The following is a 23,760-nucleotide window of genomic DNA, read 5'->3' on the forward strand; positions in this document are numbered from 1 at the left end:
GCGTGGTCACCTCGGCGCCCGGGTCACGATCGCGCAGCTTGGCACCGGTCGCGCACCTGCGGGTGCGCGATCCGTGGCGAAGTGCGCGAACGTCCCTCGCTGGACCGGTTCAGCCCGTGGCGTCGCCGCGTCCCAGCGGGCGCAACCGCGCGACCAGCTCGACGCGCGTGCCCTTCGGCTCGGCGGCCATCCACTGGATGCGGCCGCGCAGGTCCTGCACGAGCGAGCTGACGATCTGGGTGCCGAGCCCGGACCCACCCGGCCGGAAGCCCTCCGGCAGCCCCACCCCGTCGTCGGTGATCGACACCGTCAGCAGGTCCTCCCCCGTCTCCGGCTCGACCGAGCGCTCCGCCGCCACGCAGATCGTGCCGCCACCGGCGCCTGCGAGGCCGTGCTCGACGGCGTTCTGCACCAGCTCGGAGAGCACCATCGCCATCGCGGTGGCGTCCTCGGGGCGCAGCGTGCCGAACGACCCCTCGACCCGTGACTCGATCGGCTGCTCGGTCTTGGCCACCTCGGTGATCGCCTGGAGCCCACGCACCGCGATCTCGTCGAAGTCGACCGTCTCGTCGAAGCCCTGGCTCAGCGTCTCGTGCACCAGCGCGATCACGCCGACCCGGCGCACCGACTCCTCCAGCGCCACCCGGCCGGGCTCGCCCTCGGGGATGCGCCGGGCCTGCAGCCGCAGCAGTGCCGCCACGGTCTGGAGGTTGTTCTTCACCCGGTGGTGGATCTCGCGGATCGTCGCGTCCTTGGTGAGCAGCTCCTGCTCGCGGCGGCGCAGCTCCGACACGTCGCGCAGCAGCAGCAGCGCGCCCACCCGGTGACCGCCCTCGGTCAGCGGGATCGCCCGCATCGACACGGACACACCGCGGCTCGTCACCTCGGTGCGCCACGGCGCCCGACCGGTGACGACGACAGCGAGCGACTCGTCGACCGGTGACTCGTCGCGCAGCAGGTCGGCGACGACCTTGGCGAGCAGCTCGCCGATGACGTCGCCGACGTGGCCCAGGCGGTGCACGGCCGACAGTGCGTTGGGGCTGGCGTACGTGACGATTCCATTGGTGTCCAAGCGAATCACGCCGTCACCGACACGTGGCGCGCCACGTCGCTGACCGGTGGGCGCCGACACGTTGGGGAACTCCCCCGCCGCGATCATCCGGGCGATCGAGTCGGCGAGCGCCTGGTAGGTCAGCTCGAGCCGGCTCGGTGTGCGCATCGCCGCCAGGTTGGTGTGGCGCGTGATGACCGCGAGCGCCTTGCCGTCGCGCACGACGGGGATGGCTTCCTCGCGCACCGGCATGTCGTCGCGGAACATCGGGTCCTTCTGCCGCACGATCCGCCGGTCGAGATAAGCCTGGTCGAGCAGCGACTGCCGGCCGCGGTGCGTGCGTCGCCCGACGACGTCCTCGAAGAACACCATCTGCCCGGTCGTGGGCCGCACGTGCGCGACCGCGAGCCACCCTTCGATCCCGCCGGGCACCCACAGGACGAGGTCGGCGAACGACAGGTCGGAGATGAGCTGCCAGTCGCCGACGAGCAGCTGGAGCCACTCGACCTCGTGGGGCGTGAGGTCGGTCGCAGACCTCAGCACCTCGTTCAGTGTCGCCACGCACGCGAGCCTAATCGGCGCGGCATACCAGCTCGTCGGCCGTCTCCCCGCGGGACCGCCCGCGGTGTCGGCGCCGTGTGGTTGGCTCAACCACGTGACCACGGTCGAGGTGGTGCGTGCGGTCGGGTTGGGGCTGCCGCGCACGCGTGAGGTGTTCGTGCGCGACCGACGCAAGTTCCGTGTCGGCCAGATCGTGTATGCCGCGTTCGCGGCCGACGAGCGCACGCTCGGCTTCGCCTTCCCGAAGGATGAGCGGGACTGGCTCGTCGCCTCGGAGCCGGAGACGTACTTCCTGCCGGGGCGCTCGGACCTGCGGTTCCACTGGGTGTGCGCCCACCTCGACCGGCTCGACGACGAGATGATGCGCGAGCTGCTCGTCGACGGGTGGCGCATGGTCGTGCCCCGGATGCTCCACGGGATGCCCGACCTGCCCGCACCGGCTGCGCAGGCGTGGGACGCGATCGACCGGCGCGACTGGGCGGACCTGCGACCGCTGCTGCACCCCTACCTGCACTGGCACGACCGCGACGTCGCGCTGCGCGGGCGGTCCCACGTGATGGCCCACCTCGCCGACCACCCGACACCGCGACCACCCGACGAGGTCGAGGTGCGCGACGGCCAGGTCTACCGGTGGGTGCGTCGGCTTTTGCCCCGCCCGGGGGTGCGCAACCGCTAGCGTCGCCGCCATGACCACCCAACCACCGGCCGATGCGTCGGCGCCAGACCCGACCGGACCCGCACAGGGGATCGTGCGACTGACGTTGCAGGGCAACATGTTCACCACCAGCATGGTCACGCCGACCGTGCGCATCAACGGCTACCCGATGCCGGCGAGCTATGGCACCCAGGACATCCCGGTGTGGGCCGGTCCGACCCGTGTCGACATCGAGACGCAGTGGACGAGGACGTACGGCCAGGCCGGGTTGGCCTTCGACGTGGCACCCGGGCAGGTGGTCGACGTCTTCTACGCCGCGCCGTACCACGTGTTCGCCAAGGGGGCGATCGGCCACACCAAGCAGCGACGTGCCGGGCTGGCGCCGCTGCTCATCGGGCTCGCGGTGTTCGTCGTGTTCGTGGGCCTGGTGATCGGGCTCGGGAGCTGAGCGGGCACCTGCACGGCCGGGCTTGACCCTGACACCGTGTGAGGCCCCAACGTCGGTGAGGTCATGTTCACCATCGGAGAGTTCGCCACGATCGGCCGGGTGTCCGTGCGCATGCTGCGCCACTACGACACCCTCGGCCTGCTGACGCCCGCGCGGGTCGACCCGCACTCGGGCTACCGGTCCTACGAGGCCGACCAGCTGCGCCGCCTCAACCGGCTGCTCGCCCTGAAGGACCTCGGCTTCACCCTCGACCAAGTGGGCCAGCTCCTCGAGGACGACGTCACCCCGGATGAGCTGCGCGGCATGATGCGGCTGCGCCAGACCGAGCTGGTCGAGCAGATCGCTGCCGACCGCGCCCGGCTGGCCAGGGTCGAGGCGAGGCTCCGGATCATCGAAGGAGAAGGATCCATGAGCACCACCGACGTCACCATCACCACGACCCCCACCGTGCGGCTCGCGAGCCTGCGCGGCCACGCCACGAGCGCCGACCACGAGGATGTCGGACCTGTCGTCTCAGGCCTTTTCGAGCGGGTCGGCGCGTTGGCGGCCGGCTCGCGGCACGGGGAGGCCATGGCGTGGTACCAGACGCTCGAGGACGGCAGCCTCGACTGCCGGGCGGGGTTTGTGCTGCTCGATGCCGCCGGCGCACCAGATGGCCTGGAGCTCGTCGAGCTGCCCGCACTGGAGTCCGCGGCCGTCCTGCAGCACCACGGCTGCATGGAGGACATCGGCGGCAGCTACCAGCGGCTCGCGGTGTGGATCGAGGAGAACGGCTACCGCACCGACGGCAGCGCGCGTGAGCGATACCTCGTGAGCTACCCCGAGCCTGAGGACGACTGGGTCACCGCGATCGAGATGCCGGTGTCGACCAGCTGACCGTGTCCGCGGGGCGGCTGGCCGGGCCTGCGTCAGCCGCTCCGCGACGCCAGCCACTCGTGGTGGACGGCGAGCATCCGCTCGAACAGGTCACGCAGATCAGTTTCGTCAAATCCCTTGAGGGACAATCCGATTCGATCCCGAATCGCGCTGCACCACTCCTCGAACCCCGTCAGCTCGCGCTCCTCACGGCGGCCCGGCTCGACGCGCGACCACAGGACGCCACGCACCGTCTCGACGCCGCCCGCGTCACGTCGCTGGCAGACCAGCAACCGGCGGAACGGTGACTCCGGGTCGCTCGCGAGGCGCCCGTGCGCCACCTCGACCGCAGTGGGATCGCTCGGGCGGCTGGTCACGGTGACCCCGCCGAAGGTGCCCCGCGCGTCGTGTCGGAACGACCAGCCGTGTACCCCGACGCTCTCGAGGGTGTACTCAAACCCGGCCCCGTCGGTCACCGAACCGTCAGCGAGCGGCAGCGGGTCGGCAAACCCGTCCCCCAGCCCGACGTCGAACCACCACCGGCCAGCCTCCCCCGGCACCTCGACCACGAGCACGAGGTGGTTGAACGGTCCCATGGGGACCGGGCGCCCGGTCCAGACGTGCCCGTGGCGTCTCTCCACGGCATACCCGAGGCTGCGCAGCAGCAGCTCGGCGGCACCGTTCTGGTGGAAGCAGTAGCCGAGCCTGCCCACGTCGCCGACGCGCGCGACCGAGTCGAGCGGGTCGACCGATGGTGGCTGGCCGAGCATGATCCCGAGGTTCTCGTAAGGGACCCGGGCGAGGTGGCGCCGGTGGATGTCGATGAGCGTGGCCAGCGTCGGGTCGGGTGCGTGGTCGAGCCCCAGACGACGCAGGTATGCCGCCCGCGCGCCTTCGTCAAGAACGCGCACCTTCACTGCCTGCCGGCATCGACCGGTCGGAGCGACATCATGGGTGGTCGCGCGGTGGTGGTGGACCGAGCAGGCCCATCAGGTCACGGGCCGTCGTCTGGGGCGTAACCGGAACGATGTCCTCGGCCCACTCTGCGAGGAGGGTGTCCTGATCGGACACCGGATTGGTCCTGCTGATCGCCGCCAGCAGCTCGGCAGCAAGTTCCGATGTAGTGACGATCTCGATCGTGACCACCAACCGCTCCTCGTCGACGACCAACTGCAGTTCGCCGACCTCGGTTCGAGCGACGATGACCACCTCACCGCTCTCGTCGTTCGAGGACGTCCGCCTCGTCTCATGTGACCCAAAGACTCCATCAACGGCACTTCCCACCCGCGTCAGGTCAAACTGCCACGCGCCCTCAGACGAGATGAGCATCGGCTCCCTGGACATCAGCCACTCCTAGGACTCATCTCGACGAGCAAGCGATGCCGTTCGTCTATCGTGTCCGGTTCGGTCTGCATCAGTTGGCGGGGTCCTCCGGGCGCGCCAGGAGGGCTTGACCGTAGGTCTTCTCCCCGTTGGTCTCGCTGGGCTCCCAGACGTTCGCATCATCGCCGTAGAAGAACTCGCCGGACAGCTTGCCGTCCCGACGCACGAAGCCCATGACGGCTGCCCGCCAGAGCTCACCGCGCTCACCCTCGGTTGCCGCCCGGAGCCGCTCGAGCAGTGGAACGTACTTGCGCTCGGTGATGTCGACGAAGAACGGCTCGCCACGACGGTCGTACGAGTACACGACCACGCGCGCGGGGTCTCCTCCGAACCACCCGATCAACGCGAACGAAACCCACTCGTCGTCCGGGAACTCGGCATCCTTCTGCAGGACCTTCACCAGCTCGTTGAGGATGGCGCTGCCATCCTGGTTGGCGACGATCCGCTCGTCCTTCTTGCGCCCGAAGATCATCGCGGCCGCGCCTTTTCCATCACCTGCATCGACGTCTTCGGCGTGATCCGCCACTCGTCGGCCTCGGCCCCCCAAAGAAACGTCAGGTCGGGCTCCTTCGACCCCTTGTCCAGCCGGAACAGGCATGCATCCCACGGCCCACGGTCGGGGTCGGACGTCTCTTCTCGCAATTCTGCGAACAGATCAAGCGATTTCCGTTCGACGTCTCCCACGCCGGCCCACTCCCAGTCATCGCCTCGATACACGAAACCTGTCATCGACGACACACCCGTCTCGAACTCGGCCCAGACGAACAAGTGATCCCACCGCTTCTTGCGGAGCTTCGGCTCACTCAGGAGCTCGGCGACCAATCGCTGGATGACGGGTGCGTCCTTGCTGCGTTTTCCAAACATCAGTCTCCTAGGCTAGTGAATCGACCATGTCACGGATGGTGGAGCGAGGCACTCGGTCAAAGGCTTGGTTCGCTGCATTGTCAAAGGTCTTCCTGAGTTCATACACGGCCCTTCCCGTCGCGGGGTCGACGACCTCGTATGACACGGCCACCTGATCCGGGCGAATGCTTTTCGGTGGGAGAGGGTTGCCGGTTACTCGAACCTCCATCCCATGCTCTGTCCAGTCCGCCCACTCGTTCTCCATCCGTTTCCATGCGCTGTTGTTGAAGTGGGCGTTCTGGGGGAAGAGATTCTTGCGCAAGGCACCCGGCAGGAATCGGTGGGCCAGGTAGTGGCCACCCTGGTCGCCCGCCTTCCCCAGTTTGCCAACTTCCGCCTGAAGCGCCTTGTCTGCGCTGGTTCTGGAGGTCTTGAACGTCTCCTTGATGGTCATCTCAAACTTGACCGTCAGTCCGCCGCGAGTCTTGAACTTCGCCACGTTCTGTCCGACGGTCACAACGGTCCGACGTCCGAGACCGCTGCGTAGACCAGCTGCCATCGCACGCAGGGCACCGCCACCTCTCGTCAGCAGACTCTTCAGTCCTCCCAGCGTGGTGAGGCCGCGGACGCCGGGTATGGCACCGAGCGCAGCCAACGCGACGTCCCACAAGGACGCTTGGCCCTTCAGGTACTTCATGATCGTGTCCGCCAACACCAGCAACGCCGCCGCGAACACCACCCACGCCAACGGCCCACCAATGATCAACGCCACGATCCCCAACACCGCCACCACAATCTTGGCGATCTTGATGATCACATCCCACGCTTCAGCAGCCCAGTCCTTGAACTTCTCCCACCGCGACCGCTCCGGAATCCCCGCATCAGACGCCTCCCGGATCCGACCCGCAGCCGTCTTCGCATCCGCCACCCGCAAACTGCTCGCCTCAAGAGCCAGCTGCCGCGCCGCATCCAGACGCGACTGCGCCGCCACCACCGCAGCATCCGCCGACCGCGCCGCCGCCTGCGCCGACGACAACCGCTGCTGCGCCGCCCGCACCGCCGACTCCGACGGCAACTCCACCCCCGCCGGCGGCGACGAATCCGCATACTTGCGCGCCGTCGCCAACACACTGCTACCAGCCGCCGACTCCACCCCACCCGACGCCACCGACGCCGCAGCCTGCGCCGCCTCCAAATCAGCCCGCGCCGCCCGACCCTTCACCAACGCCCGATCCGCATCCCCCTGATGCACCTCAAGACGCCCAGCCCACCACGTCAGAGCATCACTGGCCTGACGGTAGCTGTTCTTGCACTTACCCAACTGCCCCGGCAAATCCCCCGTCTTCTCCCGAAACGCATCCCCCGCCTCACCAACCCACTTACCAATCGCCTCATCACCAATCAACGCACGAAGCTTGCCCTCCGCATACTCCGCATCATCCGCCAACCCACCCCACGACCTAGCCATCGACCGGATCGTCACCGGATCACCCGGAGTCGGATCCGACCCCAGATCCAACACCCACCAATCAGACGGACGCGTCATCACTCAACTCCCCCTCGATGCGCTCTACCAGCCAGCAGGGTAGCAATCCTCTCTCAGGAGGTCGCGGCGCCGGAGCGGATGACCGAGCGCAGGGTGCGCAGGGCCACCGAGAGTGCGGCGATGTTGGGCTTGTCGAGCTTCTCGATGCCGGCCAGGGCCGACTTGGCTCGCGTCAGCGACTCGGCGTTCGCCTTGGCCCACTGCTCGTAGCGAGCGACCGGTTCGGCATCGGGCGACGACGCGTCCATGACGCTGCGCACCAAGCTCTCCAACACGGCATACAGGTCGTCACGAAGCGCACCGCGAGCCAGCGCGTCCCACCGGTCGTCGCGCGGCAGGCCCGTGACCCGGGTGAGCATGGCGTCGATGCCGAACTTCTCCGACAGCACGAAGTAGAGCCGCGCGACGTCGGCCGGAGCCGCGCCCGTGTCAGTCGCGATGTCGACGATGTCGAGCAGCGAGTACTGGTCGAGCAGGCTGGCGGACTGGACGGCGAGCTCCTCGGTCACACCGAGCTTCTCGAGCTTGGCGGCATTGCGCTCGAGCCGCTTGAGCTCGGCCCCCTTGAGCAGCTCGGGGATCTTCGGCGCGAACTCGGCCACCACCGGCCGGAACCGCTGCACCTCGCTCGCGACGTCGAGCCGCGAGGGTCGCGAGGTGAGGAACCAGCGGATCGAGCGGTCGATGAGCCGGCGGAACTCGAGGTAGAGCTGGCTCTGGACCTCGGTGGGGAGCTTGTTGTCGAGCGCCTCCACCTGGGCCACGAAGCCTGGCAAGTCGAAGATCTCGCGCGCCACCACGAACGCCCGGGCGATCTGCTCCGGCGTCGCGCCCGTCTCCTCCATGGCCCGGAAGGCGAAGGTGATGCCGCCCCGGTTGACCATCGAGTTGACCACCGAGTTGGTGATGATCTCGCGGCGCAGCGGGTGCTCGGCGAGCTGCTCGGCATACTCCTCGCGCAGCGCCGGCGGGAAGTAGTCGGTCAGCGTCTGCTGGAACCACGGGTCATCCGGCAGCTCGGTCGGCAGCAGGTCGTCCTTGAGGGCCAGCTTGGCGTAGGCGACGAGTACCGAGAACTCGGGCGACTTGAGACCGAGCCCGTCGGCGAACCGCTGGTCGATCTCGGCATCGGTCGGCAGGAACTCCAGCGCTCGGTCGAGGTCGCCGCGCTCCTCCAGCCAGTGGATGAGCCGCTGGTGCACCGGCAGCATCGGGTGCTCTTGGGCGCGGGCGTTGCCCAGCAGGACGTTCTGCTCGTAGTTGTCGCGAAGCACTTGTGCCGCAACGTCATCGGTCATCGACGCGAGCAGGGTGTTGCGCTGCTTGAGCGTCATGTCACCGCCCTTGACGAGGCCCGTGAGCAGGATCTTGATGTTGACCTCGTGGTCGGAGGTGTCCACCCCGGCCGAGTTGTCGATGGCGTCGGTGTTGACCCGCACGCCGTTCAGCGCGGCCTCGATGCGGCCGAGCTGGGACAGGCCCAGGTTGCCGCCCTCCCCGACGACCTTGACCCGCAGCTCCTTGCCGTCGACCCGGATGGCGTCGTTGGCCCGGTCGCCGATGTCGGCGTTGGTCTCGCTGGCGGCCTTGACGTAGGTGCCGATGCCGCCGTTCCACAAGAGGTCGACCGGCGCCTGGAGGATCGCCTTCATCAGCTCGGCCGGCGTCATCGTCGTCGTGCCCTTGGGCAGGCCCAGCGCCTCCACCATCTCGGGCGTGACGGGGATGGCCTTGAGCGACCGGGCGAAGACGCCACCACCCTTGCTGATGAGCGAGGTGTCGTAGTCGGCCCAGGACGAACGCGGCAGCTCGAACAGCCGCTTGCGCTCGGCAAAGCTTGACGCCGCAACGGGATCCGGGTCGATGAAGATGTGCCGGTGGTCGAATGCCGCCACGAGACGGATGTGTTCGGACAGCAGCATTCCGTTGCCGAAGACGTCGCCCGACATGTCCCCGATGCCGACCGCCGTGAAGTCCTCGGACTGGCTGTCGACACCCATCTCACGGAAGTGCCGCTTCACCGACTCCCACGCACCACGCGCAGTGATGCCCATGGCCTTGTGGTCATAGCCGGCGGAGCCACCAGAGGCGAAGGCATCGTCCAGCCAGAAGCCGTAGGACTGCGCGACCCCGTTGGCGATGTCGGAGAAGGTCGCCGTGCCCTTGTCGGCCGCGACGACGAGGTAGGGGTCGTCCTCGTCGTGCCGCACGACGTTCGCGGGCGGCACGATCTCAGTGCCCTCACGGTTGTCCGTGACGTCGAGCAGCCCGGAGATGAAGACCTTGTAGGACTCGATGCCCTCGGCCAGCCAGGCGTCGCGGTCGACGGCCGGGTCGGGCAGCTGCTTGGCGTAGAAGCCACCCTTGGAGCCGGTCGGCACGATGACGGCGTTCTTGACCATCTGCGCCTTGACCAGACCGAGGATCTCGGTACGGAAGTCCTCGCGCCGGTCCGACCAGCGCAGGCCACCACGCGCCACCGGCCCGAACCGCAGGTGCACGCCCTCGACCCGCGGCGAGTAGACGAAGATCTCGAACTGCGGCCGCGGCGCCGGCAGGTCGGGCACCTTCTTGGGGTTGAGCTTGATCGAGACGTACGGCTTGGGCTCACCGTCCTCGCCGGCCTGGTAGAAGTTCGTCCGCAGCGTCGCCTGAATCACGCCGAGGAAGGCGCGGATGATGCGATCCTGGTCGAGCGAGCTGACCTCGTCGAGACCCTTGGTGATCTCCTCCACGACCGCCGCCTCGGCGGCCTCGCGCTCCCCACCCGCCCCACCGGCATACCGGCTCGGGTCGAAACGAGTCTCGAAGAGGGACACCAGCTTTCCGGCCAGCCCACGGTTCTGCACGAGCGCCGACTCGACATAGTCCTGGCTGAACGTCGACCCGGTCTGGCGCAGGTACTTCGCGACCGTGCGCAGGATGACGACCTGCCGCCACGTCAGCCCGGCGCCGAGGACGAGCGCGTTGAAGCCGTCGCTTTCGGCCTGGCCCCGCCACACGGCTCCGACGGCGTCCTGGAAGAGCTCGCGAAGCCGGTCGCGCCCGCCGTCGCCGGCCCACACCTTCTCGCCCTGCACCCGCAGCCCGAAGTCGTAGACGTACATCGTCACGCCGTCGCCGCGCTGGATCTCGTACGGCCGCTCGTCGACGACCTCGACACCCATGTGGGTGAACATCGGCAGGATCGCGGTGAGCGACAACGGCTGCCGCCGGTAGAGCTTGAACCGGCGCTCGGTCGCCGGGGCGCCAGGCTCCTGGTACATGTTCAGGCCGGTCGCGTCGGCGTCGGCGAGGCCCTCCATGTGGCGGATGTCGGCGATGCCGACCCGCGGCGAGAAGTCCTCCTTGAAGGCCTCCGGGAAGGCGCGGCCATACAGCCCGGTCAGCCGCGCTGCCGCTTCCTCGCCGTGCTCGCTGCGCCCGGCCTCGCTGAGGTCCTCGTCCCAGGTGCGGGTCGCGTCGACGAGCTGCCGCTCGAGCACCGACTCGTCGACCGACGGGATCGACTCACCCGCCGGCACCCGCACGACGAAGTGCAGGCGGGCCAGCACCGACTCCGACACCCGGGTCGTGTAGTCGACCGTCGCGCCCGGAAATGCTTGACGCAGAATGGATTCCATCTTGAGGCGGACCGAGGTGTTGTAGCGGTCGCGCGGGATGTAGACCAGGCACGACACGAACCGGCCGAAGCGGTCACGCCGCAGGAACAGCTTGGTCTTGCGCCGCTCCTGGAGGTAGAGCACGGCGGTCGCGTTGTCGTAGAGCTCGTCGACGTCGGCCTGGAACAGCTCGTCGCGCGGGTAGGTCTCGAGCACCTCGAGCAGGTCCTTGCCGGAGTGCGAGTCGGGCAGGAAGCCACTGCGCTCGAAGATCGCCTCGACCTTGTCGCGCAACACCGGCACCCGGGTGACCGACTCGGTGTAGGCGCTGGAGGTGAACAGGCCGAGGAAGCGCTTCTCCCCCGTCACCTGGCCCTGGTCGTCGAACTGCTTGACGCTGACGTAGTCGAGGTAGGTGTTGCGGTGCACCGTCGCCCGCGAGTTGGCCTTGGTGATGATGACGAGCTCCTTGGCCCGTGCCACCTGGCGCGCCTGCTCGGACAGCGTGACGCCGTCCCCCTTGGGGTCGTAGCGCAGCAGCCCCAGCCCGGTGCCGTGGACGGCCTCGAGCCGGTCGACGTCCTCGCCGCGGTGCAGGGCGTACTCGCGGTAGCCGAGGAAGGTGAAGTGGTTGTCGGCGAGCCAGTCGAGCAGCTCGCGTGCCTGGTCCACCTCGGCGGCGGGTATGCCGGCCGGCGGCGACTTCTCGAGGTCGGCCGCCAGCTGCTGGCAGGTCGCCTTCATCTTGGGCCAGTCCTCGACCGACTCGCGCACGTTGCCGAGCACCTTGCGCAGGTTGGCCGCGATCTCGTCGCGGTCCTCCTGGTCGCTGTCCCGGTCGATCTCCAGGTGCATCCACGACTCGCGCACCTGCCCGAACTGGCCGTCGTCGCTCGCCCCGTCGAGCAGCACCTCCTGCAGCTCGCCCGCGGCGTCCCGGCGCACGGTCATCGCGGGGTGCACGACGAGGTGCACGAGCCGGTCCATGCGCAGCAGCTCGGAGGTCACCGAGTCGACGAGGAACGGCATGTCGTCGGTGACGATCTGGATGACGGTGTGCCCGCTGGCCCAGCCCTGCTCGTCGACCTCGGGGTTGAAGACGTCGACCTTGGCGGTGCCGACCGGCCGGCTCTGCGCGAGCTCCTTGTGGCACAGGGCGGCACCGAGCAGGTCCTCGGGCGCGCGGGCCAGCAGGTCCTCGGTCGCGACGTGGCGGTAGTACGCCCGCAGGAACTCCTCGACCCCCTTGCCTCCTGCGTGGTCCGCGCGCTCGGCGGCGCTGCGCAACAGCTGCTGACGGGACTGCTCCAGCGACCCAGACATGTCGGTCGGCTTCATCCTCACGTCTCGAAGTACCCACGAGGAGGCACGGCGATGTGCATCCGAGGACTGAGACTATCGCTCACCTCCGCAGGCGGGCACCCGGCCTTTGGACGGCCCCTGTCGCCCCCTGCCGGACTGCCTCCTCCAACCGGCCCCGGCAGCACGATTTTCGATGTTTTCGCAGGTCACGCGCGCGCCCAGCGTGCGAAATCGCGGAACCGGTGCTTGGCTGGACTGTCCCCATCAGTGGCTGAAAGGAAGCCCACAGTGATCATCCTCGGAGTCATCCTCATCCTCATCGGTTGGCTGGCCAGCATCAGCATCCTCACGACGATCGGCATCATCCTCGTCGTCGTCGGGCTGATCCTCACGCTGTTGGGCGCCGCCGGGCGCGAGATCGGCGGACGGAAGACCTGGTTCTGACGTAGCGGGCCAGGGGCCCGCCACCTGACGACGAGACCCTCGCGGGGCCTGTGGGAACCGCGGGGGTCTCTTCGCGTCTTCTCACTACAGTGGGGGTATGCCGTCGGAGCCGGGACCAGCGGACCTCACCTCCGCGTTGGGCGCGGCCCTCGCGTCACTGCGCGAGGGCGCGGGGTCGGGCGTCGACGACGCCCTCGACCTGTTCCCCGTGACCGGCGACCGGGACACCCAACGCGCGCTCGACACCTACCTTGAGCAGCTCGCCGACCTGCTGCGTGAGGTCGAGGCGTCCGCGGGTGAGCTCGAGGCGACCCTGCGCATCGCCGGATGCGGCAGGGTTCGCCCGACCGGTGTCGGGGCGAGCGCACCCGACGGGCCGGGTGCACCGCTGCGCGAGGACGTCAGCACCAGGAGGTCGCGGTGACCCTGACCGGTGACCCGGCGTCGATCTCCCAGGTCGGCTCGAGCCTTCGACGGCTGGCCGAGCAGCTGCGCCGCGACGAACGGCGGCTGCGGGCCGCCCTGCCCGCGGACCAGCCTCGCGGCGGTGCTGCGCTGGTGCGCGCACGACGCCGCTGCGACCAGCTGGCAACCACCGTCGAGCGCACCGTGACCCAGCTCGACCGGGTCGGGGCTGCCCTGCAGGACCACGCCCAGGACCTGGGTGAGGGCGTGGCCGTGGCTCGGACCGTCGGTCACCGCGCCGAGTCGGCTGGGCTCACCCACCGGCGTGGCACCGTGGCTCCCCAGTGGGGCGTGGCCGGCGTTGCCGACGAAGGGGCCGCCAGCGACCAGGCCAGGGCGCTTGACGACCTGCAGCGTGAGCTCGACACGGCCGCGACGATCCTCAGCCGGCGACGGCACCGGCTGGTCCAGCTGCTGCAGGAGTCGACCGAGGCACTGGGTCGCGAGGCCGAGTCCCTGCGCGGCTGACCTCGCAGGAGCCGGCGCACTAGGGTTGGCGGGGGCCGGGCCTGCCCGTTCCACCGACGATCCGCCTCGAGGAGACCTTGCATGAAGATCGCCCGCACGATCGAGTACGCCGCCCCGCCCGCGGAGGTGTTCGCGGTACTCGCCGATCCCGCCTTCCAGGACGCCAAGTGCGCTGCCACTGCGGCGATCTCGCACTCCGCGAACGTGGAGACCAAGGGTGACCAGACCGTCATCACCACCGAGCGCGTGCTGCCGTCGGACGACCTGCCCGACTTCGCCCGGTCGATGATCGGCGACACCCTCAAAGTGCAGGAGACCCAGACCTGGAGTGGCGCGGGCAGCGACGGCAGCCGCACCGGCACCGTCGAGATGTCGGTGCCCGGCGCGCCGATCACCCTCAAGGGCAAGCTGTCCCTGAAGCCGTCCTCGGCCGGGACGGTCGAGACCTTGGACGCCGACCTCAAGGCCGGCGTGCCGCTCATCGGCGGCAAGATCGAGAAGGCGGCCGCGCCCCCCATCGAGGAGGCCATCACGATCGAGACCCAGACCGCCAAGGAGTGGCTCGGCCGCTGACCTCAGCTTTTCCGCGTCACGCGGGAAAGCTGGCTTCGCTCGGTCTACTAATGCGAGTGAACCTCACACTTCCAGCATCACGCGGAAAAGCTGTGGCGAGGGAAGCGGGCGAGGTGAACACGCGGCATACCCACGACAAGGCCCGGAACCGATGAGGTTCCGGGCCTTGTCGCGCGTGGGGCGTCAGCCCATGTGCGGGTAGGTGTGGTTGGTCGGCGGGTTGAACGTCTCCTTGATCGAGCGCGAGCTCGTCCAGCGGAAGAGGTTCTGGGCGGCGCCGGCCTTGTCGTTGGTGCCGGACGCGCGGCCGCCGCCGAACGGCTGCTGGCCCACGACCGCGCCGGTGGGCTTGTCGTTGATGTAGAAGTTGCCCGCGGCGAAGCGCAGCCGGTTCGTGGCGTCGGCGATCGCGGTGCGGTCCTGGGCGATGATCGAGCCGGTGAGGCCGTAGGGCGCGAACGACTCCATCTGGTCGAGCACCTTGTCGAACTGGCGGTCCGGGTAGACGTGGACCGACAGGATCGGGCCGAAGTACTCGGTGCGGAACGACTCGTCGGTCGGGTCGTCGATCTCCAGGACGGTCGGGCGGACGAACCAGCCCTCGCTGTCGTCGTAGGTGCCGCCGGCGACGACGTCGACGCCGGAGGTGGCGTGCGCGCGGTCGATTGCCTTGCTGTGCTTGTCGAATGCGCGCTCGTCGATGACGGCGCCCATGAAGTTCGACAGGTCCGTGACGTCGCCCTGCTGCAGGCCCTCGGTGATGGAGACGAGGTCCGCCTTGATCTTGCGCCACAGGCTGCGCGGCACGTAGGCGCGCGAGGCGGCGGAGCACTTCTGGCCCTGGTACTCGAACGCGCCGCGGATCATCGCGGTGCGCAGGACGTCCGGGTCGGCCGATGGGTGGGCGAGGATGAAGTCCTTGCCGCCGGTCTCGCCGACGATGCGCGGGTAGGTCCGGTAGCTCGTGATGTTGGTGCCGATCTCGCGCCACAAGTGCTGGAACGTCGCGGTCGAGCCGGTGAAGTGCAGGCCCGCGAAGTCGGGGTCGGAGAGCGCGACCTTGGAGACGTTGAGGCCGTCGCCGGTAACCATGTTGATCACGCCGGGCGGCATGCCGGCCGCCTCGAGCAGCGACATGGTGAGGTGCGCGGCGAACTGCTGGGTGGGCGACGGCTTCCACACGACGGTGTTGCCCATCAGCGCCGGAGCCGTCGGGAGGTTGCCGGCGATGGCGGTGAAGTTGAACGGCGTGATGGCGTAGACGAAGCCCTCGAGCGGCCGGTGGTCGGTGCGGTTCCAGACGCCGTGGGCGTTGAGCGGCGGCTGCTCGGCGAGGATCTGCCGGGCGAAGTCGACGTTGATGCGCCAGAAGTCGATCAGCTCGCAGGCGGAGTCGATCTCTGCCTGGTATGCCGTCTTGCTCTGGCCGAGCATGGTGGCCGCGTTGAGGTGGGCACGCCACGGGCCGGCGAGCAGGTCCGCTGCCTTGAGCAGGATGGCGGCGCGGTCGTCGAAGGACAGCGCGCGCCAGCCGGGCGCCGCGGCCTTGGCGGCGTCGACGGCTGCCTGCGCGTCGCCGACGCTGGCGTTGCGCATCGTGCCGAGCACCTTGCGGCGGGCGTGCGGCTGACGCACCTCGATCTTGCGTCCCGAACCCATGACCCGCTTGCCGTCAATGGTGTGCGGCAGGTCGATCGGGTTGCTGCCCAGCTCCGCCAGGGCGACCTCGAGCTTGGCCCGCTCGGGGCTGCCGGGGGCGTAGTCGAGCACGGGCTCGTTGTACGGGGCGGGCACCTGGGTGACGGCATCCATGGCGGACTGGACTCCTCGGGGTTGCGAAGACATGGCGTGCCGGAGCGGTGATCCCGGCCCCACTTATGGTGACACGTATGCCGACCGCCGACGAAAGCGCCACCCTCACCTACCGCTGGGCCGGCCCCGCCGACCCGGCGACGCCGACCATCGTGCTGCTCCACGGTCTCGGCGACTCCGGCGACTGTTGGCCGGACGCCGTGCGACGGTGGTCGCCGGCACACCGCGTCGTGGGGGTCGACCTGCTCGGTCACGGGAGGTCGCCACGCTTCACACCGGAGCAGCTCACCTCTGCCGACCCGATGGAGCAGATGTATGCCGCCGCCGAGGCCACCGTCGCCCGGATCGTCGCCGACCGAGGGGGTCCGGTCGCTGTCGTCGGGCACTCCATGGGTGGCGGGGTCGCCACGGCGCTGGCTGCCCGCCGGCCGGACCTGGTCGCGGCGGCGGTGCTGGAGGACCCGGCCTGGCGCGACCCCGCGTTGCGCGTGCAGGGGCCGGACGTGATCCGTGAGCGACTGGCCGACGTGCAGGCCTGGCACGACGACCCCGACGCCCAGCTGGCCGAGGGACGCCGCGACAACCCGACCTGGCCCGAGTCGGAGTTCGGTCCCTGGGCGGAGTCCAAGACCCAGGTGGACACCGCCTTCCTGGCGCTCGGTGTCGCGTCCCTCGTGGCGCCGTGGGACGAGCTGCTGGCGTCGATCCGGGTGCCGACGTTGGCGCTGCTCGCCGGGCGGGGCGGCCCGGTGACTCCTGACGTCCGCGAGCGGGCCGGGCGCATCGACAATCCCCACTTGGTGATTCGCGTGGTGCCGGGTTCGGGGCACTGCATCCGCCGTGACGTGCCCGACGACTACCACGCCCTGGTCGACCCCTTCCTCGCCCGCGCCCTCACCCCTGCCGACCGCGTGACGTCTGCGTGAGTGGTTGCTCTAGCCACCGTTGACGCAGACGCAAGCAAGCGCGCGGGGTGAGGGGTCAGGGGTGAGGGATGCGGACGCCCGGTCAGAGGAGACGCAGGACCTCGTCGAGCTCGGTGGCGTCGTACCACAGCAGGTCGTCCAGGCCGGTGTCACCGGCGGTCTCGTCGAGGTGGAACGACACGATGCGGCGCAGCGGCACCGGCTCGGAGACGGTCACGGCGGACGTCTCGTCGCGGGTGCCGTCCGGCTCGACCGAGGCCGGGTCGACGTCGGCGGCCGCGATGACCCGCTTGCCGATCTCGTTCCCCTGCAACGCGAAGGCCGCCTCGGCCGCCTCCGTGAAGGCCGCGTGCTCGAGCTCCTCCTCGGCCAGGTCGGCGGGGTTGTCGCGCTCGAGCCGAGACGTCACGGCATACGCGGCAACGGGGGCGGGTCCGGCCTCGCGCGACTTCGCGAGCGCACGCAGGCCGGCGGCGGTCAGGGGCAGGTAGATCCGGGTCTGGCTCATCCCACGTCCTCGTAGTCGGATCGGTCGGGCAGCGGCGCCGGGTCGTGCAGGGCGACCGCGGACGTGCGCAGTGAGGTCTCGATGACGCGCGGCCTGCGGGTGACGTCCATGAGGTTGGACCCTATGGCCTTGAGGTCCTCCTCGCCCGGACCCAGGATCGTCACCTCGGCGCCGTCGTGGTGCACGCGGTGCAGCTCGCGCAGCGCCCGCAGGGTCACGCGGTTGCGCCACTGTCGTTCGACGCGGGTGCGCCACTGGGTCGGAGCGTCCTTGACGAAGCTCACCTGTGGGGCCAGCACGTAGACCTCGTCGAGCCCGAGTCCTGCCATGAGGTCGAGGTTCGTCGACGACCAGGCGCCACCGTCGATGTAGCGGTGGTCCCCGATCCGGACGGGCTGGTACCAGCCGGGGATCGCGCAGGAGGCCATCACCGCGTCGCGCAGGTCGACCTGGGGAGCCCCCTCACGGCCGAAGGCGACCCGCTCACCGGTGTCGTAGTCCAGCGCCACCGCCGTGATGCCCGGCCGCTTCACCCAGCCGGTCGGGACGACGTGCCCGACCATGGCTCCGACCGCTGCGATGCTGCCGCGCCCCTCGGGCATGATCGCCGACAGCACGGCCGTCGGCGGCAGGCTTCGCAGGTGAAGTGCGTTGCGCCGCAACAGTTCTCGCGACCCGACGCCCACCTTGGGCCAGCCGGGTCGGTCGCCGCCGGTGTCGTTGTCGTAGTCCCAGAGGAACCCCGCGAGCAGTCCGGTGTCGATGCTGCCGACGAGCTGGTGGTGCAGCAGGTCGGCCACCGGCACGCCCGCCCCGAGCAGGGCCGCCAGCACCGAACCGGCCGACGTGCCCACGATCTGTTCGAAGTCGCGAGCGTCGACGCCCACCTCGTCCTCGAGCGCCTTGAGGGCACCCACCATCCACGCGGCGCCGAGCACGCCACCGCCCCCGAGCACGAGCCCACGACGCGGAGCCGCGGTCGACCGGCGCGGGCTCACCGCTTGGACCGGTGGCTCTCGAGCAGCTCCCCGAGGGAGTCGACGATGCTCTGCCCGAGCACGTCGATGTCGGGCATCGAGTCACGATCGGCGTTGAGCCCGTAGTAGACCCCGCCGTCGTAGGACGTGAGCCCGATCGAGAGCGCCTGGCCGCGGGCGAGCGGCATCACGGGGTAGGTCGACAGCATGCGCGCGTCACCGGCATACAACGTGTGCTGGGGGCCGGGCACGTTGGTGATGACGACGTTGAACAGCCGCCGCGACACCGCCGACCCGAGGCGGGCGCCCAGCGAGTGCAGCGTCGGCGGCGCGAAGCCCGCGAGACCGGCCAGCGACTCCGCACCCACGGCCTGCCCGCCCTCCATCTGCTGGCGCATGGCGAAGGCGATCTGGTGCAACCGCATCGACGGTCCCGGCTCCCCCACCGGCAGGTCGACGAACGAGGCGGTGAGCCGGCTGCCGACGTGACCGCCGTTGTCGTCGTAGACGCTGATCGGAACCATGGCGCGCACCGTCGTGCCGGGGTGCACGGCCTCGCCGCGGGTGAGCAGCCACGACCGGAACGCGCCGGCGATGGTGGCCAGCACCACGTCGTTGATCGTCACGTCGTCGGCGTAGTTGCCGCGGGTCAGCTGGGTGCGGACCTTGCGGTAGTCCTTGAGGTCGGTGCCGATCATGACGTAGCGCCGCGCCTCACCGACGGTTGCGTTGAGCGGTGACTGCGGCGCCGGCCGCGCGGCCGTCCGGGCGAGCGTCGACACGACGTCACCCACGGCCGACAGCGCCCGCGAGCCGACCGCCTTGACGTCGACGATGCCGCCGCGGATGTTCTCGATGACCTCGCTCGGTCGCCGCACGACGTCGACGAGCGCGCCGGTGAGCAGCTCGACGTCGCTCGGCTCGCGCGACGGACGCCATGTGTCCGTCACCAGCCCCTCCGCCGCCGGGTCTCCGTCGACGATGACGTGGGCGATGTCGACGGCGTTGATGCCGTCGACGAGCGCCTGGTGCGACTTGGTGACGATCGCGAACCGCCCCTGCGCCAAACCCTCGACGAGGTAGACCTCCCAGAGCGGTCGGTTGCGGTCCAGGGCGCGCGGCTGGATCCGCGCGACGAACTCCTGCAGCTGCTCGTCGCTTCCCGGCTTCGGCAGGGCGGACCGGCGCACGTGGTAGGTCACGTCGAAGTTCTCGTCGTCGACCCACACCGGGTTCGCCAGCCGGCCCGGGATCTGCCGCACCCGCTGGCGGTAGCGCGGGACGAACGCGATCCGCGTCGAGATCAGCTGCACCAGCCGGTCGTAGTCGAACCCGTCGCTCGGCGGGTCGAACACCATGACCGACCCGACGTGCATCGGGGTCGTCGCCTCCTCGAGATAGAGGAACGACGCGTCGAGCGAGTTGAGGCGGTCGGGCACCCCCACATGGTGTCAGAAGTGGCCCCCTAGACTTCGATTCGTGACGAAGACCTCTCGACGTGCCGTGTCGTATGCCGCCGGGCTGGCCCTCGTGACCGCCCTCACCGCGTGTGGAGGTGGCGACCCGGCGGGCGGTGGCGGCGCCACGTCGTCGAGCTCCACGTCGTCGAACCCGACGTCGTCCGGCAGCCCCACCAGCAGTGCCACGTCGACCACCTCCGCGTCGAGCTCGTCGACATCGACGCCGGCCGGCCGCACAGTCGAGGTCACCATCACCGGCAGGAAGGTCGACCCGGCACCGGCCACCGTCAAGCTCGGGGTGGGCGAGAAGCTCACCCTGACCGTGACGAGCGACCACGACGACGTGCTGCACATCCACGGCTTCGACATCGAGAAGAACCTCAAGGCCGGTCAGCCCACGACCGTCGAGCTCACGGGTGACGCCCCCGGTGTCTACGAGGTCGAGACCCACGAGCCCGAGCTGCGGCTGCTGAAGATCGCGGTCCAGTGACCCTCGGCGTCCTCGCCGCCCTTCCGGCACACGGCGTCGGGTCCCGCGAAGACCTGCCCCTCCCGTTCTCCTACCTGCTGGTCGGCGCCGGGCTCGCCCTCGTCATCTCGTTCGTCGCGTTGGGCGCGCTGTGGAAGACACCACGGCTGCGCGACACCGACGGGCGGCTCGTGCCCAAGACGCTCGCCCTGGCCCTCGACTCCCCCGCGTTGCGCGGGATCGCCGTGCTGGCAACGCTTTTCGTCGCAGCCTGGACGCTCATGTCACTTGTCTTCGGGAAGGACAACGCCAACAACCCCGTGGCCAGCGTGGTCTACGTCTGGCTGTGGGTGGGCCTGGCCTTCCTGTCGATGCTGGTAGGCGGGGTGTGGCGCCTCGTCAACCCGTTGCGCTGGCTGCACGCCGGCCTGTTGCGGCTCGCCCGCGTCGAACCCGACTTCGCCCTGGCCGAGTACCGCCTCGGCTACTGGCCCGCCGCGGTCGGCCTGGCCGCCTTCGTGTGGCTCGAGCTGATCGCACCGGACAACGCCGACCTGCCCGTGCTGCGGGTGGCGGTCTTCGGCTACCTGCTCGTCGGCGTCATCCTTTCGCTCGTCTTCGGCCGCCCCTACCTGCGCCGTGGTGATGCGTTCACGGCGTGGTCGTCCCTCTACGGCACGCTCAGTCCCCTGGGGCGCCGGGCCGACGGGCGGTGGGTCTGGCGCACACCGCTGCACGGACCGCTCCAGGTCGGGTTCGACCGCGGACTCCTCGCGGTGTGCGCGGTCCTGCTGGGCACCACCGCGTACGACGGGTTCTCGGGCGAGTCCCGCTGGTACGGCTTCGTCCAGGGCCGCTCGTTCCCGAGGCTCTGGGAGACCGCCGGCCTGCTCGGGGTGTGCCTCGTCGTCGCCGGGTCGCTGGCCCTCGCGGCCTGGCTGTCGGCCCGGCTCGCCAGGGTGTCGTGGCACGGCGTGGCCAGCGCGTTCGCCCCGTCACTCATCCCCATCGCGGCCGGCTACCTCATCGCCCACTACTGGTCGCTGTGGGTCTGGGAGGGCACCAACGGCCTGTCCAAGTTCTCCGATCCCCTTGGTACGGGCGGGAACTGGCTCGGCACGGCAGGAGTGACCCCTGCGGCCGCTCTCATCACGCCGAGCCTCGTGGCCGCCATCCAGGTTGTCGCCATCATCACCGGGCACGTGCTCGGTGTGGTCGTCGCGCACGAGCGCGCGCTCGCGCTGTTCCCGCGCCGGGCCGCCGTGGCCGGTCAGGTGCCGCTACTGGTGCTCATGGTCATCTACACCGTCGGCGGGCTCACCCTGCTCTTCAGCTCCTGACGCGGCTCAACGCCCCAGCCGCACCCGGCCGCGCTCTCGTCGCGAAACCGGCTGTGCGGCATACCGATCGGCGAGGCTGGTCACGGCTCGCCGCAAGGGCGACTGGGGTGCGTGCTCGGCCAGTGACGTGCCCGCCAACATGGCCCCGTCGACCGCGGCCGGGTCCCACGGGAGGAAGACGACGTCGTCCATGCCCGCGAACCGGCCGAGCGCCTCACTGATGCGCCGCTCGGGGTGCGACCCGACCGCCGCGGCGCGTACCTTGTTGACCACGACAACCCGCGACGCCGGCGTGGGGACCACACCGAGGTCCTGCACCCCTCGCACGAGTCGCTGGAGACCGACGGGGTCGCCGGCACCGACGACCACCAGCTCGTCCGCCTCCTCGAGGGTCGTGAGCGTGGTGGCGTTGCGGCGTGGAGCGATGGTGTCGTAGGACAGCTCCTCGTCGTCCTCGATGCCGAACCCGCAGTCGACGACGACGAAGCGCACGAGCTGCCGGGCAAGGGTCAGCACGTGGGCGACGGAGGGGGCGCGCAACTCGGTCCAGCGGTGGGCGCGCGGTATGCCGGTGAGGATGCGCAGTCCGCCGCCCACCTCGGGTGCCAGGCGGGCGAGCGCCGGCAGGTCGAGCGTGCCCTGGTCGGCGGCTCGACAGGCTGCCGCGACGCCCGGGGCCTCGTCGAGCAGCCCCAGCGCCTGGGCCTGCGACGAGCCGTAGGTGTCGAGGTCGACCAACAGGGTCGGGGCGCGCGAGGCGAGCTCGACCGCGAGGTTCAGGGCGACCGTGCTGCGCCCGGGCGCACCCGTCGGGCCCCAGACGGCGAGCACGCGACCCGGTTCGGCGTCGGGGTCGGCTGCTGGCAGCTCCTCGGGTGGTGGCTCGTCGTCGGGGCTGAGGCCGGTGCCGGCGCCCTCGGTCAGCTCGTCGAGCCGGTCCTGCAGGTCGGGCGCCGGGGTGTCGGCGACGACCACGACCTCGAGCCCGAGCTGGCGCAGCCGCCGCTCCCCCATCTCGTCGCCCGGGGCGACCACTCCCGCGACCAGCACCGAGTGCTGGGTCAGCTCGTGCAGGGCCGCACGGTCCAGCGCTCGCAGGTCGGCCGACACCAACGCCACCTCGCCGAGGCCGGCGGCGGCCGCAGCGAGCAGGTCGGGCAGGTCCGCGCATCGGCGCACCACGGCATACCCGTCCGTGCCCTCGACGGTCGTGACGAGGTCGGACTCCCACGGGCCCGGAACCGCGGTGAGGACGGTCCGGCTCATCCGGCTTTCCCGTCGGCGGACACGACCGGGACCACCGTGATGCGGGCGCCGGCGTCGACGTCGCCGATGATGCCCTTGATGCGGTCCGTGGGTGCCATCACCTGGATGGCGCGGTCGCCACCGCTGGAGCCGAGGCTGCCGGAGGAGTCGGCGACGCCGGCCACCGAGACACCGCTGAGGGCCAGCTCCGGACCGCGGTAGGAGCGGGTGCCGCCCGAGGAGCCACGGTCGACCGGGTTGACGTAGACGTCGACCCGGGTGCCGACCCGCAGCGTGGCCGCCGACCCGGCGTCGACGCTGAGCGTCAGCGGCTGGACGTCGACCTGGTCGCGCCCACCGACGGCGGACAGGGGGACGAGCTCGCCGGCCGGCACCTCCCGCAGGACGAACCGGTCCGCGGGCAGTCCGGAGGTCGCGGAGACGTAACGCGCATCCTGCGAGCCGAGCTGGACGTCGACCCGGACCAGGTCGTCCTCGCTGAGCGGCTGGCCGGGCACCAGTGGTTTACCTGCGGCGAAGACGGGTACCCGGTCGTCGGCCCGTGACACGACGTACGAGCCCATGGCCACGGAGGCGAGCACCAGTACCAGACCGATCAGCAGGCGTGTGTCACGCCACCCCGGCTTGCGCAGGCGGTTGGCAGTGGGCACGGGCAGATCCGTCACGGTTCGTCCCCCTTGGTCCTGGTCTGGTGGCGGCCACCTCGCGGTGGTGCGGGCCCATCATGGCGCACCGACGTGGTCCAGCGTGGTGCGAATCCACAGCGGCGGGGTCATCCACAGGGCCAAAGTCGCAGGCGTCCTCGA

At 70.0% G+C, this 23,760-nt stretch carries 23 protein-coding genes; 10 read left to right on the top strand and 13 right to left on the bottom strand.

The window, feature by feature from the left end; translation table 11 throughout:
* Positions 1-109 precede the first annotated feature (109 nt).
* A complete protein-coding gene (locus HJG52_RS09765; RefSeq protein WP_171243410.1) occupies positions 110-1,612 on the bottom strand; it encodes a histidine kinase N-terminal domain-containing protein in 1,503 nt (500 codons plus the stop codon).
* 94 nt (positions 1,613-1,706) lie between these two features.
* Here HJG52_RS09765 and HJG52_RS09770 point away from each other — a divergent pair, with 94 nt between their 5' ends.
* The 3 genes from HJG52_RS09770 to HJG52_RS09785 all read left to right on the top strand — a co-directional run bounded on the left by HJG52_RS09770 (position 1,707) and on the right by HJG52_RS09785 (position 3,591).
* Entirely contained in the window at positions 1,707-2,288 is a 582-nt protein-coding gene (locus HJG52_RS09770) for an MmcQ/YjbR family DNA-binding protein (protein ID WP_346767667.1), read from the top strand.
* A gap of 10 nt (positions 2,289-2,298) precedes the next feature.
* Positions 2,299-2,715, top strand: a complete 417-nt coding sequence (locus HJG52_RS09780) for a hypothetical protein (RefSeq protein WP_171243411.1) — start codon at positions 2,299-2,301, stop codon at positions 2,713-2,715.
* Positions 2,716-2,778: 63 nt separating this feature from the next.
* On the top strand, positions 2,779-3,591 hold the full coding sequence (locus tag HJG52_RS09785) for a MerR family transcriptional regulator (protein ID WP_171243412.1): 813 nt from the start codon (positions 2,779-2,781) through the stop codon (positions 3,589-3,591).
* Between the two features lie 32 nt (positions 3,592-3,623).
* Here HJG52_RS09785 and HJG52_RS09790 read toward each other — a convergent pair whose 3' ends face one another.
* The 6 genes from HJG52_RS09790 to HJG52_RS09815 all read right to left on the bottom strand — a co-directional run bounded on the left by HJG52_RS09790 (position 3,624) and on the right by HJG52_RS09815 (position 12,267).
* Positions 3,624-4,481, bottom strand: coding sequence for an arylamine N-acetyltransferase (locus HJG52_RS09790; RefSeq protein ID WP_171243413.1), 858 nt, complete (start codon positions 4,479-4,481; stop codon positions 3,624-3,626).
* 37 nt (positions 4,482-4,518) lie between these two features.
* Positions 4,519-4,914: a hypothetical protein gene (locus tag HJG52_RS09795; RefSeq protein WP_171243414.1), complete on the bottom strand. Its 396-nt coding sequence runs from the start codon at positions 4,912-4,914 to the stop codon at positions 4,519-4,521.
* A gap of 70 nt (positions 4,915-4,984) precedes the next feature.
* Positions 4,985-5,425, bottom strand: a complete 441-nt coding sequence (locus HJG52_RS09800) for a hypothetical protein (protein ID WP_171243415.1) — start codon at positions 5,423-5,425, stop codon at positions 4,985-4,987.
* Positions 5,422-5,817 carry a hypothetical protein gene (locus HJG52_RS09805; RefSeq protein WP_171243416.1) on the bottom strand — a complete coding sequence of 132 codons (396 nt, stop codon included), beginning with the start codon at positions 5,815-5,817 and terminating at the stop codon, positions 5,422-5,424. The genes HJG52_RS09800 and HJG52_RS09805 overlap by 4 nt, the downstream gene beginning before the upstream one ends.
* A 7-nt stretch (positions 5,818-5,824) precedes the next feature.
* Positions 5,825-7,342 carry a DNA/RNA non-specific endonuclease gene (locus HJG52_RS09810; RefSeq protein ID WP_240977896.1) on the bottom strand — a complete coding sequence of 506 codons (1,518 nt, stop codon included), beginning with the start codon at positions 7,340-7,342 and terminating at the stop codon, positions 5,825-5,827.
* A gap of 53 nt (positions 7,343-7,395) precedes the next feature.
* Entirely contained in the window at positions 7,396-12,267 is a 4,872-nt protein-coding gene (locus HJG52_RS09815) for an NAD-glutamate dehydrogenase (RefSeq protein WP_171243418.1), read from the bottom strand.
* Positions 12,268-12,534: 267 nt separating this feature from the next.
* Here HJG52_RS09815 and HJG52_RS09820 point away from each other — a divergent pair, with 267 nt between their 5' ends.
* The 4 genes from HJG52_RS09820 to HJG52_RS09835 all read left to right on the top strand — a co-directional run bounded on the left by HJG52_RS09820 (position 12,535) and on the right by HJG52_RS09835 (position 14,196).
* Positions 12,535-12,690 (top strand): DUF6131 family protein, encoded by a 156-nt coding sequence (locus HJG52_RS09820; protein WP_171243419.1) that lies wholly within the window; start codon positions 12,535-12,537, stop codon positions 12,688-12,690.
* A 97-nt stretch (positions 12,691-12,787) separates the two neighbouring features.
* A complete protein-coding gene (locus tag HJG52_RS09825; RefSeq protein ID WP_171243420.1) occupies positions 12,788-13,114 on the top strand; it encodes a hypothetical protein in 327 nt (108 codons plus the stop codon).
* The gene (locus tag HJG52_RS09830; protein WP_171243421.1) at positions 13,111-13,623 is read left to right on the top strand and encodes a hypothetical protein; all 513 of its coding nucleotides are present in this window, start codon (positions 13,111-13,113) and stop codon (positions 13,621-13,623) included. The genes HJG52_RS09825 and HJG52_RS09830 overlap by 4 nt, the downstream gene beginning before the upstream one ends.
* A gap of 81 nt (positions 13,624-13,704) precedes the next feature.
* Complete coding sequence (locus tag HJG52_RS09835) at positions 13,705-14,196, top strand: DUF2505 domain-containing protein (protein ID WP_171243422.1); 492 nt, start codon at positions 13,705-13,707, stop codon at positions 14,194-14,196.
* Between the two features lie 183 nt (positions 14,197-14,379).
* Here HJG52_RS09835 and pruA read toward each other — a convergent pair whose 3' ends face one another.
* Entirely contained in the window at positions 14,380-16,008 is a 1,629-nt protein-coding gene (pruA, locus tag HJG52_RS09840; protein ID WP_171243423.1) for an L-glutamate gamma-semialdehyde dehydrogenase, read from the bottom strand.
* Positions 16,009-16,085: 77 nt separating this feature from the next.
* Between pruA and HJG52_RS09845 the strand changes: the two genes are divergently transcribed.
* Complete coding sequence (locus HJG52_RS09845) at positions 16,086-16,934, top strand: alpha/beta fold hydrolase (protein WP_171243424.1); 849 nt, start codon at positions 16,086-16,088, stop codon at positions 16,932-16,934.
* An 82-nt stretch (positions 16,935-17,016) separates the two neighbouring features.
* Here the strand turns inward: HJG52_RS09845 and HJG52_RS09850 are convergent, their stop codons facing one another.
* Genes HJG52_RS09850 through HJG52_RS09860 form a run of 3 tightly spaced genes read right to left on the bottom strand, consistent with a single transcriptional unit; the run spans position 17,017 to position 19,858 of the window.
* On the bottom strand, positions 17,017-17,442 hold the full coding sequence (locus HJG52_RS09850) for a DUF6912 family protein (RefSeq protein WP_171243425.1): 426 nt from the start codon (positions 17,440-17,442) through the stop codon (positions 17,017-17,019).
* Positions 17,439-18,440: a patatin-like phospholipase family protein gene (locus HJG52_RS21590; RefSeq protein ID WP_171243426.1), complete on the bottom strand. Its 1,002-nt coding sequence runs from the start codon at positions 18,438-18,440 to the stop codon at positions 17,439-17,441. Before HJG52_RS21590 ends, HJG52_RS09850 begins: the two co-directional genes overlap by 4 nt.
* Positions 18,437-19,858: a wax ester/triacylglycerol synthase family O-acyltransferase gene (locus HJG52_RS09860; RefSeq protein ID WP_171243427.1), complete on the bottom strand. Its 1,422-nt coding sequence runs from the start codon at positions 19,856-19,858 to the stop codon at positions 18,437-18,439. Before HJG52_RS09860 ends, HJG52_RS21590 begins: the two co-directional genes overlap by 4 nt.
* Before the next feature lie 40 nt (positions 19,859-19,898).
* Between HJG52_RS09860 and HJG52_RS09865 the strand changes: the two genes are divergently transcribed.
* Both HJG52_RS09865 and HJG52_RS09870 read left to right on the top strand, forming a co-directional pair.
* Positions 19,899-20,369: a cupredoxin domain-containing protein gene (locus HJG52_RS09865; RefSeq protein WP_346767668.1), complete on the top strand. Its 471-nt coding sequence runs from the start codon at positions 19,899-19,901 to the stop codon at positions 20,367-20,369.
* Positions 20,366-21,688, top strand: a complete 1,323-nt coding sequence (locus tag HJG52_RS09870) for a hypothetical protein (protein ID WP_171243429.1) — start codon at positions 20,366-20,368, stop codon at positions 21,686-21,688. The genes HJG52_RS09865 and HJG52_RS09870 overlap by 4 nt, the downstream gene beginning before the upstream one ends.
* 6 nt (positions 21,689-21,694) lie before the next feature.
* Here the strand turns inward: HJG52_RS09870 and HJG52_RS09875 are convergent, their stop codons facing one another.
* Positions 21,695-22,954: a CpaE/TadZ family protein gene (locus HJG52_RS09875; RefSeq protein WP_171243430.1), complete on the bottom strand. Its 1,260-nt coding sequence runs from the start codon at positions 22,952-22,954 to the stop codon at positions 21,695-21,697.
* Complete coding sequence (locus HJG52_RS09880) at positions 22,951-23,619, bottom strand: CpaB family protein (RefSeq protein WP_171243431.1); 669 nt, start codon at positions 23,617-23,619, stop codon at positions 22,951-22,953. Before HJG52_RS09880 ends, HJG52_RS09875 begins: the two co-directional genes overlap by 4 nt.
* Between the last annotated feature and the right edge of the window lie 141 nt (positions 23,620-23,760).

It is taken from the genome of Knoellia koreensis (assembly GCF_013041615.1).
Lineage (GTDB): Bacteria > Actinomycetota > Actinomycetes > Actinomycetales > Dermatophilaceae > Pedococcus > Pedococcus koreensis.